The 16,186-nt window shown below is 49.2% G+C and carries 8 protein-coding genes, 2 tRNA genes and 3 rRNA genes; all 13 read left to right on the forward strand.

The features are described 5' to 3' along the window. The 13 genes from dnaA to rrf all read left to right on the forward strand — a co-directional run bounded on the left by dnaA (nt 1) and on the right by rrf (nt 16,024). Nucleotides 1-1,350: a chromosomal replication initiator protein DnaA gene (gene dnaA / locus NST20_RS00005; protein WP_017552556.1), complete on the forward strand. Its 1,350-nt coding sequence runs from the start codon at nt 1-3 to the stop codon at nt 1,348-1,350. Nucleotides 1,351-1,549: 199 nt separating this feature from the next. Continuing rightward, nucleotides 1,550-2,695 (forward strand): DNA polymerase III subunit beta, encoded by a 1,146-nt coding sequence (dnaN, locus tag NST20_RS00010; RefSeq protein WP_340702151.1) that lies wholly within the window; start codon nt 1,550-1,552, stop codon nt 2,693-2,695. A gap of 150 nt (nt 2,696-2,845) precedes the next feature. After that, nucleotides 2,846-3,064, forward strand: a complete 219-nt coding sequence (gene yaaA, locus NST20_RS00015; RefSeq protein ID WP_013857968.1) for a S4 domain-containing protein YaaA — start codon at nt 2,846-2,848, stop codon at nt 3,062-3,064. 33 nt (nt 3,065-3,097) lie between these two features. Next, nucleotides 3,098-4,210, forward strand: a complete 1,113-nt coding sequence (gene recF / locus NST20_RS00020) for a DNA replication/repair protein RecF (RefSeq protein ID WP_017552553.1) — start codon at nt 3,098-3,100, stop codon at nt 4,208-4,210. A 9-nt stretch (nt 4,211-4,219) separates the two neighbouring features. After that, nucleotides 4,220-4,498, forward strand: coding sequence for an extracellular matrix/biofilm biosynthesis regulator RemA family protein (locus tag NST20_RS00025; RefSeq protein WP_013857970.1), 279 nt, complete (start codon nt 4,220-4,222; stop codon nt 4,496-4,498). Between the two features lie 206 nt (nt 4,499-4,704). Further along, complete coding sequence (gene gyrB / locus NST20_RS00030) at nt 4,705-6,630, forward strand: DNA topoisomerase (ATP-hydrolyzing) subunit B (RefSeq protein ID WP_237348746.1); 1,926 nt, start codon at nt 4,705-4,707, stop codon at nt 6,628-6,630. A 19-nt stretch (nt 6,631-6,649) separates the two neighbouring features. Continuing rightward, nucleotides 6,650-9,124 carry a DNA gyrase subunit A gene (gene gyrA / locus NST20_RS00035; RefSeq protein WP_342399832.1) on the forward strand — a complete coding sequence of 825 codons (2,475 nt, stop codon included), beginning with the start codon at nt 6,650-6,652 and terminating at the stop codon, nt 9,122-9,124. An 87-nt stretch (nt 9,125-9,211) separates the two neighbouring features. Continuing rightward, nucleotides 9,212-10,282, forward strand: coding sequence for an HD-GYP domain-containing protein (locus NST20_RS00040; protein ID WP_342399833.1), 1,071 nt, complete (start codon nt 9,212-9,214; stop codon nt 10,280-10,282). Nucleotides 10,283-10,657: 375 nt separating this feature from the next. Further along, nucleotides 10,658-12,211, forward strand: a 16S ribosomal RNA gene (locus NST20_RS00045). A gap of 102 nt (nt 12,212-12,313) precedes the next feature. Then, nucleotides 12,314-12,390: transfer RNA gene (locus NST20_RS00050), tRNA-Ile, on the forward strand. Between the two features lie 13 nt (nt 12,391-12,403). Then, nucleotides 12,404-12,476: transfer RNA gene (locus tag NST20_RS00055), tRNA-Ala, on the forward strand. Nucleotides 12,477-12,564: 88 nt separating this feature from the next. Further along, nucleotides 12,565-15,496 (forward strand): 23S ribosomal RNA (locus NST20_RS00060). A 412-nt stretch (nt 15,497-15,908) separates the two neighbouring features. Continuing rightward, nucleotides 15,909-16,024: ribosomal RNA gene (gene rrf / locus NST20_RS00065) — 5S ribosomal RNA — on the forward strand. Together the 16S, 23S and 5S rRNA genes with 2 tRNA genes alongside form the textbook arrangement of a ribosomal RNA operon. Nucleotides 16,025-16,186 lie beyond the last annotated feature (162 nt).

Below are 16,186 nucleotides of genomic sequence, written 5' to 3' on the forward strand. Positions count from 1 at the left end.
TTGGAAAATATCGCTGATCTTTGGGAAAAAGCATTGTCCGTGATAGAAAAGAAGATCAGTAAACCCAGCTTTGACACCTGGCTCAAGTCGACTAAGGCATACTCGCTGAAAAACGATACGTTTGTCATTTCCGTGCCGAATGAGTTTGCCAGGGACTGGCTGGAGGGCCATTATATTCCGCTCATCACAACGGTCTTGTACGACATAACCGGAGAAGAGCTTGAAATTAAATTTGTTATTCCGCAACAGCAGGACAGTGATGAACCGGAGCTGTTCCCGTCCCCGAAAAAATCAGCGGATAAATTGAATGATACCCGCGATTATCAGAGCATGCTGATTCCAAAGTATACATTCGATACCTTTGTCATTGGTTCCGGTAACCGTTTTGCGCACGCTGCTTCCCTTGCCGTTGCCGAAGCGCCGGCAAAAGCCTATAACCCGTTGTTCATATACGGCGGGGTGGGCCTTGGAAAAACGCATTTAATGCATGCGATCGGCCACTATGTACTAGAGCATAATCCAAAAGCCAAAGTGGTGTATTTGTCTTCTGAAAAATTCACGAATGAATTCATCAATTCCATCCGGGACAATAAAGGAGGCGAATTCCGGAACAAATACCGGAATGTGGATATCCTTCTGATAGATGATATTCAGTTTCTCGCCGGAAAAGAATCCACGCAGGAAGAATTTTTCCATACATTTAATGCGCTGCATGAGGAGAGCAAGCAAATCGTCATTTCAAGCGACCGGCCCCCGAAAGAAATCCCGACGCTTGAAGAAAGGCTGCGTTCGCGGTTTGAGTGGGGATTAATCACAGACATCACACCGCCTGACCTTGAGACGCGCATCGCCATTTTGCGAAAAAAGGCGAAAGCGGACGGTTTGGATATTCCGAACGAAGTGATGCTTTACATCGCGAATCAAATTGACACGAACATCCGTGAACTGGAAGGCGCATTGATCCGTGTTGTCGCCTATTCTTCGCTGATCAACAAGGATATCAATGCCGACCTTGCCGCAGAAGCACTGAAAGATATCATCCCAAGCGCCAAGCCAAAAACGATTACGATCGAGGACATTCAAAAAGTTGTCGGGGAAGAATACCATGTGAAAATGGAAGATTTTAAAGCGAAAAAGCGCACGAAATCCGTTGCATTTCCGCGCCAGATTGCCATGTATTTATCCAGGGAACTGACGGATTTTTCGCTGCCGAAAATCGGGGAGGAGTTCGGCGGGAGAGATCATACAACCGTGATCCATGCCCATGAGAAAATTGCCAATTTGATTCAAACGGATGCGCAATTTCAAAAGAAAATTGAAGAACTGCAAAATTTGCTGAAAAATGGGTAGCCCACGGTTCAAAAAGCGGGCTAGCGCATATTGTGCATAACAACGGATAATGTATGAACAGTCTGTCCACATGTGGATAGACTGTATTTCATTGCAGCGGCAACGTTATCCACATGTTCACAACCCCTATTACTAGTACTACTGTTTTTTAAAAAAAGATTAAGTATAAGTATATGCGTCACACGATGGAGGAATAACCATGAAATTTTCTATTTTGCGGAACCGCCTGATCGAAAGTGTCCAAGATGTGTCAAAAGCCATTACGTCCAAAACCACGATTCCGATTTTAACCGGCATTAAAATTACCGCTTCAGAAGAAGGGATCACGTTTACAGGCAGTGATTCCGATATTTCAATTGAGTCGTTTGTCCCAAAAGAAGAAGACGGGGATGAAATTGCTGTCATTCAGCAAACAGGCGGCATTGTGCTGCAGGCAAAAATTTTTGGGGAACTGGTCAAAAAGCTGCCAATGGATATTGTGGAGATAGAAGTGGCCAATCAATTCCAGACCATCATCCGTTCAGGCAAATCCAACTTTAATTTAAACGGGCTTGATGCGGAAGAGTACCCGCATTTGCCGCAAATTACGGAAGACAAAGTGATCCGGATTCCGGCAGATATTTTAAAAAATCTGATCCGGCAAACGGTATTTGCCGTTTCCACCGCGGAAACCCGCCCGATCTTGACAGGTGTAAACTGGAGCATTAAAGGCAACAGGCTGAACTGTATTGCAACAGACAGCCACCGCCTGGCGCAAAGGACAGTGGAAATCGAAACGGCCGCAGATGCCGAGTATAATATTGTAATTCCGGGGAAAAGTTTAAATGAGTTGAATAAAATTTTGCCGGATTCGAATGAACCGGTGGGAATTGTCATAACGGATAATCAGGTTTTATTTAAAGCAAAGCATTTATTGTTTTTCTCGCGTCTGCTGGAAGGAAATTACCCGGATACATCACGGCTGATCCCGACAGATGGAAAAACGGAAATCGTTGTGAATACAACAGAGTTTCTGCAAGCCATTGACAGGGCATCGTTACTCGCAAAAGAGGGGCAAAACGCAAATGTCGTGAAACTTTCATCCGTTACGGATATCCCGGGCACGATTGAAATCACATCCAATTCGCCGGAAATCGGGAAAGTGACGGACAGGGTAAACTGTAAATCCATTGAAGGGGAAGAATTAAAAATCTCGTTTAGTTCCAAATATATGATGGACGCGTTAAGAGCGCTGGAAGGAACGGAAATCACCATCCGTTTTACCGGGGCGATGAGGCCTTTTATCATCCGGCCGGTGCATGATGATACGACGCTGCAGCTGATTTTGCCGGTAAGGACGTACTGATGAAAATTGCCTGTTGAAAAACAGGCTTTTTTCATCTCCGCTGCATGCGGAAAACTGCGGGCGGCAACGGGAATTCCTTGGTATGCTTTGTGTTTCTGCCTGATTTTTAGTAAAATAATATGTTAGTGAGTACATGAAAAGAGTGAAGAAATGGCAAAAAATGTAAAAATCTCAACAGATACCATTACGCTTGGCCAATTTTTAAAATTAGCGGATATCATTCAAAGCGGCGGAATGGCAAAATGGTTTTTAACCGAACATGAAGTGCTCGTCAATGGAGAACCGGAGCAAAGAAGAGGGCGGAAACTGAAAGAGGCGGACCGGGTTGAAATTGGCGGAATCGGTATGTTTCACATTATCCGCGGTTGACCGGCGCTTTTTCCGCATAAAGGATGTTGGCATATGTACCTGCAGGAACTGGAACTTCACAATTACCGCAACTATGAAACATTAACCATTCCGTTTGAAAACAAAGTCAATGTGATCCTCGGGGAAAACGCCCAGGGAAAAACCAACCTGATGGAAGCCATTTATGTTTTGGCACTGGCGAAATCCCACCGGACATCAAATGATAAAGAACTCATCCGCTGGGACGCAGAATATGCTAAAATAAAAGGGAGACTTCACAAAACGCATGGTACTGTCCCCCTTGAACTGACCATCTCCAAAAAAGGCAAAAAAGCAAAGTACAATCATATTGAGCAAAAAAAACTAAGCCGGTATATCGGCAATATGAATGTGGTCATGTTTGCGCCCGAAGACTTGAATCTCGTAAAGGGGAGCCCGCAGGTCAGGCGGCGCTTTATCGATATGGAGATCGGGCAAATTTCGCCGGTTTACCTGTATGATATGAGCCGGTTCCAAAAAATATTGCAGCAGCGGAACCACTATTTGAAGCAGCTGCAGATGAAAAAACAGACAGACCGGACGATGCTCGATATTTTAACCGAACAGCTAATTGAACAAGCCGCTAAAATTGTCATGCGGCGGTTTGAATTTGTGCGGATGCTCGAAGAATGGGCCCGCCCGATCCATCATTCGATTTCCCGCGGTCTTGAACAACTTGAGATCCAATATAAACCCTCTGTGAATGTATCAGAAGAGCTCGATTGGTCAAAAATGATAAAATCATACGAAAATAAATTTGCCGAAATAAGGGAGCGGGAAATTGACAGGGGCGTTACGATGGCCGGTCCGCACCGCGATGATTTAGCCTTTGCAGTAAACGGCAGGGATGTTCACACATTCGGATCACAGGGGCAGCAGCGGACAGCCGCATTATCTGTTAAATTGGCCGAAATTGAACTGATTTATTCGGAAATCCGGGAATATCCGATCCTGCTGCTGGATGACGTGTTATCGGAGCTGGATGACTACCGCCAGTCCCATCTGCTGAACGCGATACAGGGAAGGGTGCAGACTTTTGTGACAACGACAAGCGTGGATGGGGTGGATCATCAAACTTTACGGGAAGCATCCATGTATACAGTGAAGGCAGGACAAATTGTCAGGTGAGGTGTGCCTATGTATCTCTATCTCGCGGAAGATGTCATGATCCGAAGCGATGATATTATCGCCATTATGGACGAGAGATCGCTCAACAGCTCCATAATCAACGAAGCCTATTTGCAGGCTTTCGAAAAAGCCACGGTCAATTTGGCAAAGGGCAGTTTTAAATCAGCCGTGATTACCCAAAATGCGGTCTATTTATCGCCTTTTTCCCCAGGCATTCTGTTCAAACGGGCAATCGGTCTTTTTCCGGCGGGGTTTTTAACCGAACATTTTACCGGAAAACCGGTTTAACATAAGAGAATGTTGCTTACTCAACCGGTGCTTGCTTGTAACACCCGTTACAGGTTGAACCGGCTTTATGCAAGGCGTGTTTTTTGGCACGTCTGTTTCCGGCTAACCGCAAACACGGCGGGTACAGCCTGCCGGGATAACCGGAGGGTGCTCCAGTATCCGCAGGAATCCCGCAGGTTCAATTTAAGAGAGTGCAGGTGGTATAATTGGAACAAGAACAATTACAGAAGCAGTCTTATGGTGCCGAGCAAATCCAGGTTCTTGAAGGGCTGGAAGCGGTGCGCAAACGTCCGGGGATGTATATTGGCTCGACAAGTGCGAGAGGCCTTCACCATCTTGTCTGGGAAATTGTGGACAACAGCATTGACGAGGCACTGGCCGGTTTCTGCGATGAAATCAATGTTTTTATTGAAAAAGACAACAGCATTACGGTGAAGGACAACGGGCGCGGCATCCCGGTCGGCATCCAGGAAAAAGTGGGCAGGCCTGCCGTTGAAGTCATCATGACCATTTTGCATGCCGGCGGGAAATTTGGCGGCGGCGGATATAAGGTGTCCGGCGGCCTGCACGGGGTCGGCGCGTCTGTTGTGAACGCCCTGTCTACAGAGCTCGATGTCTATGTCCACCGCAACGGGCATATTTACCACCAAAAATACCGCCGCGGTAAACCTGCCTTTGACTTAAAAATCATTGGCGAAACGGACCGTACCGGCACAACGACCCACTTCAAGCCGGACCCGGAAATTTTTACGGAAACGATCGAATTCGACTATGATATTCTTACAACCCGGCTCCGGGAATTGGCTTTTTTAAATAAAGGCATCAAAATTACCATTGAGGATAAACGCGAAAAAAATCCGCGCAAACAAGTATACCATTACGAGGGCGGGATCAAATCGTACGTGGAGCATTTGAACCGCTCGAAAGAAGTGCTCCATAAGGAACCGATTTATGTGGAAGGCGAAAAAGACGGCATTACGGTTGAAGTATCCCTTCAATACAATGACGGGTTTGCCAGCAATATCTATTCTTTTGCCAATAATATCCACACCTACGAAGGCGGCACACATGAGTCCGGTTTTAAAACGGCTTTAACGCGCGTCATCAATGATTATGCCCGGAAAAACAATCTGATCAAAGAAAATGAAGCCAATTTAACAGGCGAAGATGTCCGGGAAGGCCTCACTGCGATCGTTTCCATCAAACACCCGGATCCACAATTTGAAGGGCAAACGAAAACGAAACTTGGAAATACAGAAGCAAGAACGATTACAGATGCGGTATTTTCCGAGGCGTTCGAGAAGTTTATGATGGAAAATCCTCAAGTGGCGCGGAAAATTGTCGAAAAAGGGCTGATGGCTGCCCGGGCAAGGATGGCTGCGAAAAAAGCACGCGAACTGACACGGAGAAAAAGCGCGCTCGAATCGACAAGCCTGCCGGGCAAACTTGCAGACTGCACATCACGCGACCCGTCTGAGAGCGAGCTCTACATTGTTGAAGGTGACTCGGCCGGCGGATCTGCCAAGCAGGGAAGGGACCGGATGTTCCAGGCGATCCTGCCGTTAAGAGGGAAAATTTTAAACGTAGAGAAAGCGCGTTTGGATAAAATTTTGTCAAATGCGGAAATCCGTACCATTATTACCGCGCTCGGCACAGGTGTCGGGGAAGATTTTGACATCTCGAAGGCGCGTTATCATAAAGTCGTGATCATGACGGATGCGGATGTCGACGGCGCCCATATCCGCACGTTATTATTAACGTTTTTCTACCGTTATATGCGCCCGTTAATCGATGCAGGCTATATTTATATCGCCCAGCCGCCGCTTTATAAAGTGCAGCAGGGCAAAAAGGTTGAATATGTATACAGCGACCGCGGCCTTGAGGAGTTGCTTAATACGCTGCCTGCCCATCCGAAGCCGGCCATCCAGCGTTATAAAGGCCTCGGTGAAATGAATCCGGAACAGCTTTGGGAGACGACGATGGAACCTGCTAACCGGACGATGCTGCAAGTGAGCCTCGATGATGCGATTGAAGCGGACGGCACGTTTGAAATGTTGATGGGTGATAAAGTGGAACCGCGGCGGAATTTTATCGAAGAAAATGCCATTTACGTGAAAAACCTGGACATTTAAAGAAAAGGAGGTTGCATAAATGGCTGACACACCGGAATCGAATATTGTGGAAGTAAACTTAACCCAGGAGATGCGCACATCTTTTCTTGACTATGCGATGAGCGTCATCGTATCCCGGGCCATTCCGGATGTACGGGACGGATTAAAGCCTGTGCACCGGAGAATTTTATATGCGATGAACGATCTCGGGATGACTCCTGATAAAGCGTATAAAAAATCGGCGCGTATCGTCGGGGAAGTCATCGGGAAATATCACCCGCACGGCGATTCGGCCGTGTATGAAACAATGGTGCGGATGGCGCAGGATTTCAGCTACCGCTATATGCTGGTTGACGGGCACGGCAACTTCGGATCGGTTGACGGCGACCCGGCTGCTGCCATGCGTTACACGGAAGCGCGCATGTCAAAAATTTCCCTTGAACTGCTGCGCGATATTAACAAAGATACAATTGATTTTCAGGACAACTATGATGGTCAGGAAAAGGAGCCGGCTGTCCTGCCTTCCCGTTTTCCGAATCTGTTGGTGAACGGTTCTTCCGGGATTGCGGTCGGCATGGCGACGAACATTCCACCGCATCAACTCGGTGAAGTCATCGACGCGATTCTTGCTTTAAGCAAAGACCCGGATATCACGATCCAGGAATTGATGGAATATATCCCAGGGCCGGATTTCCCTACGGGCGGTTTAATTGTCGGAAGAAGCGGCATCCGCCGTGCTTATGAAACGGGAAGAGGCTCTATCACACTTCGCGCAAGGGTGGAAATTGAACAAAGATCAAACGGCAAAGAATCCATCATTGTGACCGAACTGCCTTACCAGGTCAACAAAGCCAAATTGATCGAACGGATTGCAGAACTTGTGCATGAAAAGCGGATCGACGGCATTACCGATCTGCGTGACGAGTCCGACCGCAACGGCATGCGGATGGTGATTGAAGTCCGCCGTGATGCAAATGCGAATGTGATTTTGAACAATTTGTACAAGCATACCGCCATGCAGACGACATTCGGTATCAACCTGCTGGCGCTTGTTGCAGGCCAGCCAAAAGTGCTGAATTTAAAACAGGCGCTTAAGTTTTACCTTGACCATCAGGAAGAAGTGATCCGCCGCAGAACGGCTTTTGAACTGAAAAAAGCGGAAGCGCGTGCCCATATTTTGGAAGGCCTGCGCATTGCACTTGACCATATTGATGCGATTATCCAGCTGATCCGTTCCTCGCAAACAACGGATATTGCCCGTACCGGCTTAATGGAGCAATTTTCCCTGTCCGAAAAGCAGGCACAGGCAATTCTCGATATGCGGCTGCAACGTTTGACCGGGCTGGAACGCGAAAAAATTGAAGAAGAATACCGGGGCTTGATCCAACTGATTGCAGAACTGAAAGCCGTTTTGGCAGATGAAGAAAAAGTGCTTGAAATCATCCGAGAAGAGCTTCTCGAAATTAAAGACCGGTTTAATGATGAACGGCGCACGGAAATTATAGCAGCAAGCGTTGATCAGATTGAGGACGAGGATTTGATCCCGCAGGAAAGCATCGCCATCACCCTGACCCATAACGGCTATATCAAACGCCTGCCGATTTCGACGTACCGGAGTCAGAAACGCGGCGGCCGCGGCGTGCAGGGGATGAGCACGAATGAAAACGATTTTGTTGAACATCTCTTAACGACATCAACACATGATACGATCCTTTTCTTCACAAATAAAGGAAAAGTCTATAAGAAGAAAGGATACGAAATCCCGGAATACGGCAGAACGGCAAAAGGCATTCCGATTGTCAACCTGCTTGAAATTGACAGGGATGAATGGATCAATACGATGATCCGTGTGGAAGATTTCGTAGAAGACTGGTTTTTATTTTTTACCACAAAAAAAGGCATTTCAAAACGCACGCCTGTAACTGAATTTGCCAATATCCGGACGAACGGCCTGATTGCCATTCATCTGAAAGAAGAAGATGAGCTGATTTCCGTAAAACTGACGGACGGCCATAAAGAAATCATTATCGGTACGAAGAACGGCATGCTGATCAGATTTCCCGAAACGGATGTCCGTTCAATGGGAAGGTCGGCAACAGGGGTAAAAGGCATTACCTTAAGCGGCGATGATGAAGTGGTCGGCATGGAGATTCTGGAAGAAAACGATGATGTGCTTATTGTGACCAAAAACGGCTATGGAAAACGGACAAAGGGAAGCGAGTACCGTATCCAGAGCCGGGGCGGAAAAGGTTTGAAAACCTGCAATATCACAAGCAAGAACGGCCCGCTTATTGCTGTGAAGACGGTAACGGGAGAAGAAGATGTCATGCTCATTACAGCGGGCGGCGTGCTGATCCGGATGGCTGTCGGGGATATTTCAGTGCTCGGCAGAAATACAATGGGCGTCAAACTGATCCGTCTTGGTGACGAAGAATATGTTGCCACAGTCGCAAAAGTGGAAAAAGATGATGAAGAAAATCATGCTGATCTGGTGGAAGAAACCGGAGAGGAATAAGAAATCTCGGGAAGCATTGCACACAATGCTTCTTTTTTTTGATAAAATATGGGCAGCACAGTTGCTTGTTGACGGAGGGAGAAAAGCTTGAAGATAAAAGTATGCGATCTCGTCCCCGGCTATATTTTGGCCAAGGATGTCATGGGGAAAACGGCCCGCCCCATTATGCCGAAAGGAACCCTTTTAACGCACAAAATGATCAATGTCCTGAAAGAGTTCGGGATAGAAGAAGTGGATGCGGGCCGTTACAATAGCCGCAAAGAGGCGGAAGAAGGCGTGAAGGAAGAAAACCAGGAAATGGCAACAGTGCCTGAAGCATTCCGGGAGCGGTATACGTCTGCAGTTGGCAGCTACAAGAAAATGTTCCAAAGCTGGCAGTCCGGTTCCAAAGTCAGTGTAGGCGCAGTAAGGGATTTTTTTATTCCGCTTTTTGAATTTATTGAACAGGATCCCGGGAAAATCCGCATTATTCATCAATATGCAACAAAAGAGGAATATATCTATCACCATGCCATCTCGGTCGGGCTGTTAAGCGGCGCAATCGCCCAAAAACTGCAGCTCGGGAAGGGGACCTGTTACCAGGCCGCATTGGCGGGCTGCCTCGCGGATGCTGGCATGGCAAAAGTCCCTGCGCATTTGCTTAGAAAATCAGCCTCCTTAACAAAAGAAGAATACGAAGAAATCAGGAACCATCCGGTATACGGTCTGAAAATGGTCCAGCACTCGCCCCTTTTGAAATCCGAAACGAAACTTGCGATTTTACAGCATCATGAACGTCTTGACAAAAGTGGCTATCCATTTGGCGAAAAACCGGACAGAATCCCAATCCTGTCAAGAATTGTTGCCGTAGCGGATGTATACCATGCCATCGTGTGCGACCATATTTATAAAAAGAAGAAAATCCCGTTTCAAGCCATTGAAGAGCTGCTGGAGGACCACTTCGGGGAGTTCGATATCGCTGTGATCCATGCATTGATCCCCCTTGTTGCCCATTTAACGATTGGATCAAAGGTCTTTTTATCCAACCATGAGGAAGCAGAAGTGCTTTACATTAAACCGTCCGCTCCCATTAAACCGCTTGTAAAAATTTTAAGCAGCAATGAAATGGTTGATTTGGAAAGCCGGCCTGATTTGTTTATTACAGAATTAATCCGGTAATGTTTGCAGCAGAAACCGGACTTTTGTTGCAGGAAAATAGAAGCTTTATTATCTTTCGTTCTGATAAACAACTCGTGCTCATGCCGCATTCATTGCCGCACCGGCGCAAGAATGAAAACCAGCCGGCTCATATTTTCGGGTGGATTTTGTTCATTGGACAGAGAATGTTGCACAAACCGAAAAAAACACTTGCGATTTACTGCATAACGAGTATAATAGAAATTGTGCTTTTTATGGTTGCTTGTTGATTTGCTTTTTTTGTTGACACAAGCTTCCGGATATGTTATGATATAAAAGTCGTCACAATATGTGATTGTTCCTTGAAAACTGGACAAAACGAAACGTCAAATTCTTTTTGAGCTTTTATCAAACATCTTTACTGAGAGTTTGATCCTGGCTCAGGACGAACGCTGGCGGCGTGCCTAATACATGCAAGTCGTGCGGACCTTTTAAAAGCTTGCTTTTAAAAGGTTAGCGGCGGACGGGTGAGTAACACGTGGGCAACCTGCCTGTAAGACTGGGATAACGCCGGGAAACCGGGGCTAATACCGGATAGTTTTTTCCTCCGCATGGAGGAAAAAGGAAAGGCGGCTTCGGCTGCCACTTACAGATGGGCCCGCGGCGCATTAGCTAGTTGGCGGGGTAATGGCCCACCAAGGCAACGATGCGTAGCCGACCTGAGAGGGTGATCGGCCACATTGGGACTGAGACACGGCCCAAACTCCTACGGGAGGCAGCAGTAGGGAATCTTCCGCAATGGACGAAAGTCTGACGGAGCAACGCCGCGTGAGTGAAGAAGGCCTTCGGGTCGTAAAACTCTGTTGCCGGGGAAGAACAAGTGCCGTTCGAACAGGGCGGCGCCTTGACGGTACCCGGCCAGAAAGCCACGGCTAACTACGTGCCAGCAGCCGCGGTAATACGTAGGTGGCAAGCGTTGTCCGGAATTATTGGGCGTAAAGCGCGCGCAGGCGGCTTCTTAAGTCTGATGTGAAATCTTGCGGCTCAACCGCAAGCGGTCATTGGAAACTGGGAGGCTTGAGTGCAGAAGAGGAGAGTGGAATTCCACGTGTAGCGGTGAAATGCGTAGAGATGTGGAGGAACACCAGTGGCGAAGGCGGCTCTCTGGTCTGTAACTGACGCTGAGGCGCGAAAGCGTGGGGAGCAAACAGGATTAGATACCCTGGTAGTCCACGCCGTAAACGATGAGTGCTAAGTGTTAGAGGGTTTCCGCCCTTTAGTGCTGCAGCTAACGCATTAAGCACTCCGCCTGGGGAGTACGGCCGCAAGGCTGAAACTCAAAGGAATTGACGGGGGCCCGCACAAGCGGTGGAGCATGTGGTTTAATTCGAAGCAACGCGAAGAACCTTACCAGGTCTTGACATCCTCTGACCTCCCTGGAGACAGGGCCTTCCCCTTCGGGGGACAGAGTGACAGGTGGTGCATGGTTGTCGTCAGCTCGTGTCGTGAGATGTTGGGTTAAGTCCCGCAACGAGCGCAACCCTTGACCTTAGTTGCCAGCATTGAGTTGGGCACTCTAAGGTGACTGCCGGTGACAAACCGGAGGAAGGTGGGGATGACGTCAAATCATCATGCCCCTTATGACCTGGGCTACACACGTGCTACAATGGATGGTACAAAGGGCTGCGAGACCGCGAGGTTAAGCCAATCCCAGAAAACCATTCCCAGTTCGGATTGCAGGCTGCAACCCGCCTGCATGAAGCCGGAATCGCTAGTAATCGCGGATCAGCATGCCGCGGTGAATACGTTCCCGGGCCTTGTACACACCGCCCGTCACACCACGAGAGTTTGTAACACCCGAAGTCGGTGAGGTAACCTTTACGGAGCCAGCCGCCGAAGGTGGGACAGATGATTGGGGTGAAGTCGTAACAAGGTAGCCGTATCGGAAGGTGCGGCTGGATCACCTCCTTTCTAAGGAATAAAAGGAAAACTTCGTTTTCCAAAATCAAGTTTGGCGTTTCCGTTTTGTCCAGTTTTGAAGGTTCAATCCTTCCTTATATTTCCTTTCATTAAGGGCCTGTAGCTCAGCTGGTTAGAGCGCACGCCTGATAAGCGTGAGGTCGATGGTTCAAGTCCATTCAGGCCCACCATTCCTTAATGATCGGGGCCTTAGCTCAGCTGGGAGAGCGCCTGCTTTGCACGCAGGAGGTCAGCGGTTCGATCCCGCTAGGCTCCACCTTTATAAACGTGTTCTTTGAAAACCGGATAGGAGAAATAAACCAAGTAAACCGAGAATCGCTTATTTTTGGATTTAAACCTTTTATGGTTAAGTTAGAAAGGGCGCACGGCGGATGCCTTGGCACTAGGAGCCGATGAAGGACGGTACAAACACCGATATGCTCCGGGGAGCTGTACGTAAGCTTTGATCCGGAGATTTCCGAATGGGGAAACCCCCTGTCTTTAATCGGACAGGATTCCTGCCTGAATCCATAGGGCAGGAAGGGCACACCCGGGGAACTGAAACATCTCAGTACCCGGAGGAAGAGAAAGCAATTGCGATTTCCCAAGTAGCGGCGAGCGAACAGGAAACAGCCCAAACCGGAAGGCTTGCCTTCCGGGGTTGTAGGACACTCATATGGGAGTTACAAAAGAACGGGGTAAGTGAAGCGGCCTGGAAAGGCCTGCCGGAGAAGGTAAAAGCCCTGTAACTGAAACTTCGTTCTCTCCCGAGTGGATCCTGAGTACGGCGGGACACGAGGAATCCCGCCGGAATCCGGGAGGACCATCTCCCAAGGCTAAATACTCCCTAGTGACCGATAGTGAACCAGTACCGTGAGGGAAAGGTGAAAAGCACCCCGGGAGGGGAGTGAAAGAGATCCTGAAACCGTGTGCCTACAAGTAGTCAGAGCCCGTTAACGGGTGATGGCGTGCCTTTTGTAGAATGAACCGGCGAGTTACGGTCTCATGCAAGGTTAAGCTGAAGAAGCGGAGCCGCAGCGAAAGCGAGTCTGAACAGGGCGAAAGAGTATGAGGCCGCAGACCCGAAACCAGGTGATCTACCCATGTCCAGGGTGAAGGCAAGGTAACACTTGCTGGAGGCCCGAACCCACGCACGTTGAAAAGTGCGGGGATGAGGTGTGGGTAGCGGAGAAATTCCAATCGAACTTGGAGATAGCTGGTTCTCTCCGAAATAGCTTTAGGGCTAGCCTCAAGCGGAGAGTTTTGGAGGTAGAGCACTGTTTGGACGAGGGGCCCTCATCGGGTTACCGAATTCAGACAAACTCCGAATGCCAAAAACTTATGCTTGGGAGTCAGACTGTGAGTGATAAGATCCATGGTCGAAAGGGAAACAGCCCAGACCGCCAGCTAAGGTCCCAAAGTATACGTTAAGTGGAAAAGGATGTGGCGTTGCTTAGACAACCAGGATGTTGGCTTAGAAGCAGCCATCATTCAAAGAGTGCGTAATAGCTCACTGGTCGAGTGACGCTGCGCCGAAAATGTACCGGGGCTAAACGTATCACCGAAGCTGCGGATGGACACCGTTTGGTGTCCGTGGTAGGAGAGCGTTCTAAGGGCGTTGAAGCCGGACCGGAAGGACCGGTGGAGCGCTTAGAAGTGAGAATGCCGGTATGAGTAGCGAAAGAAGGGTGAGAATCCCTTCCACCGAATGCCTAAGGTTTCCTGAGGAAGGCTCGTCCGCTCAGGGTTAGTCGGGGCCTAAGCCGAGGCCGAAAGGCGTAGGCGATGGACAACAGGTTGATATTCCTGTACCGCCTCTTCACCGTTTGAACGATGGGGGGACGCAGGAGGATAGGGCAAGCGCGACACTGGTTGATCGCGTCCAAGCAGTTAGGCCGGTGCGGAGGCAAATCCTTCGCGCCAAGGCGGAGCTGTGATGGCGAGGGAAATTAAAGTACCGAAGTTCCTGATTCCACACTGCCAAGAAAAGCCTCTAGTGAGGTGAAAGGCGCCCGTACCGCAAACCGACACAGGTAGGCGAGGAGAGAATCCTAAGGTGAGCGAGAGAACTCTCGTTAAGGAACTCGGCAAAATGACCCCGTAACTTCGGGAGAAGGGGTGCTTTTTGGGGTGTATGCCCCGGGAAGCCGCAGTGAATAGGCCCAGGCGACTGTTTAGCAAAAACACAGGTCTCTGCGAAGCCGCAAGGCGAAGTATAGGGGCTGACACCTGCCCGGTGCTGGAAGGTTAAGGAGAGGGGTTAGCCGCAAGGCGAAGCTCTGAACTGAAGCCCCAGTAAACGGCGGCCGTAACTATAACGGTCCTAAGGTAGCGAAATTCCTTGTCAGGTAAGTTCTGACCCGCACGAAAGGTGTAACGATCTGGGCACTGTCTCAACGAGAGACTCGGTGAAATTATAGTACCTGTGAAGATGCAGGTTACCCGCGACAGGACGGAAAGACCCCATGGAGCTTTACTGCAGCCTGATATTGAATTTTGGTACAGCTTGTACAGGATAGGTAGGAGCCTTGGAAACCGGAGCGCCAGCTTCGGCGGAGGCATCGGTGGGATACTACCCTGGCTGTATTGAAATTCTAACCCGCACCCCTTACCGGGGTGGGAGACAGTGTCAGGCAGGCAGTTTGACTGGGGCGGTCGCCTCCTAAAAGGTAACGGAGGCGCCCAAAGGTTCCCTCAGAATGGTTGGAAATCATTCGCAGAGTGTAAAGGCATAAGGGAGCTTGACTGCGAGACTTACAAGTCGGGCAGGGACGAAAGTCGGGCTTAGTGATCCGGTGGTTCCGCATGGAAGGGCCATCGCTCAACGGATAAAAGCTACCCTGGGGATAACAGGCTGATCTCCCCCAAGAGTCCACATCGACGGGGAGGTTTGGCACCTCGATGTCGGCTCATCGCATCCTGGGGCTGTAGTCGGTCCCAAGGGTTGGGCTGTTCGCCCATTAAAGCGGTACGCGAGCTGGGTTCAGAACGTCGTGAGACAGTTCGGTCCCTATCCGTCGCGGGCGCAGGAAATTTGAGAGGAGCTGTCCTTAGTACGAGAGGACCGGGATGGACGCACCGCTGGTGTACCAGTTGTCTTGCCAAAGGCATCGCTGGGTAGCTATGTGCGGAAGGGATAAGTGCTGAAAGCATCTAAGCATGAAGCCCCCCTCAAGATGAGATTTCCCACAGTTTAACTGGTAAGATCCCTGAAAGATGATCAGGTTGATAGGTCCGGGGTGGAAGCGCGGTGACGCGTGCAGCTGACGGATACTAATCGATCGAGGACTTAACCAAATAGAAAAGCGAAGGTGCCTTGTTTAGCCCCGACAAGCGAATGTTCTGACCGGCATGGAGCCGTCTTTTGGCTCCGTGACGGGCAGGTGACTCGACCTCGAGGGGCTAGGCACCGGAGCTAGACAATAGAAAAGCGGAAGCGCCTTGGTCATCGGCGTATGAACTTCAAGGCCCCCGCCTGAGATAAAGGAAACACGACGAGCCCTAAAGGCGAGTCGATGCCCGCTTATCGTAGGAAAGGGGGACGGGAAGTTCACTAGCCGATAGGCGCTGGAGCTGGACAATTCTCAAAGTTAGAAGCAGAAACGCATTCTCCGTTTACAGTTTTTTCTCCCATCCGGTTTTCAGGGAATACAATTATTTCTCTTGATAAATAACAGCAACTGTGTTATACTATTTCTTGTCATTAAGGTCCGGTGATGATGGCGGAAAGGTCACACCCGTTCCCATCCCGAACACGGAAGTTAAGCTTTCCAGCGCCGATGGTAGTTGGGGGTCTCCCCCTGCGAGAGTAGGACGTTGCCGGGCCAAATCAAAACCGCAGGCGATTTGTCTGCGGTTTTTGCCTGTTTTTATGGAAAAATGGATGTTAAAAACGGCTTCTTTTCGCATTGGGGCGGTTCTTTTCAGACATACACACACCTGGAAAACCGGCATACGATACCATACATCAATCTATTTCGTTGCAAC

The sequence above is a fragment of the Weizmannia sp. FSL W8-0676 genome, assembly GCF_038593015.1.
GTDB classification, from domain to species: domain Bacteria; phylum Bacillota; class Bacilli; order Bacillales; family Bacillaceae_C; genus Weizmannia; species Weizmannia coagulans.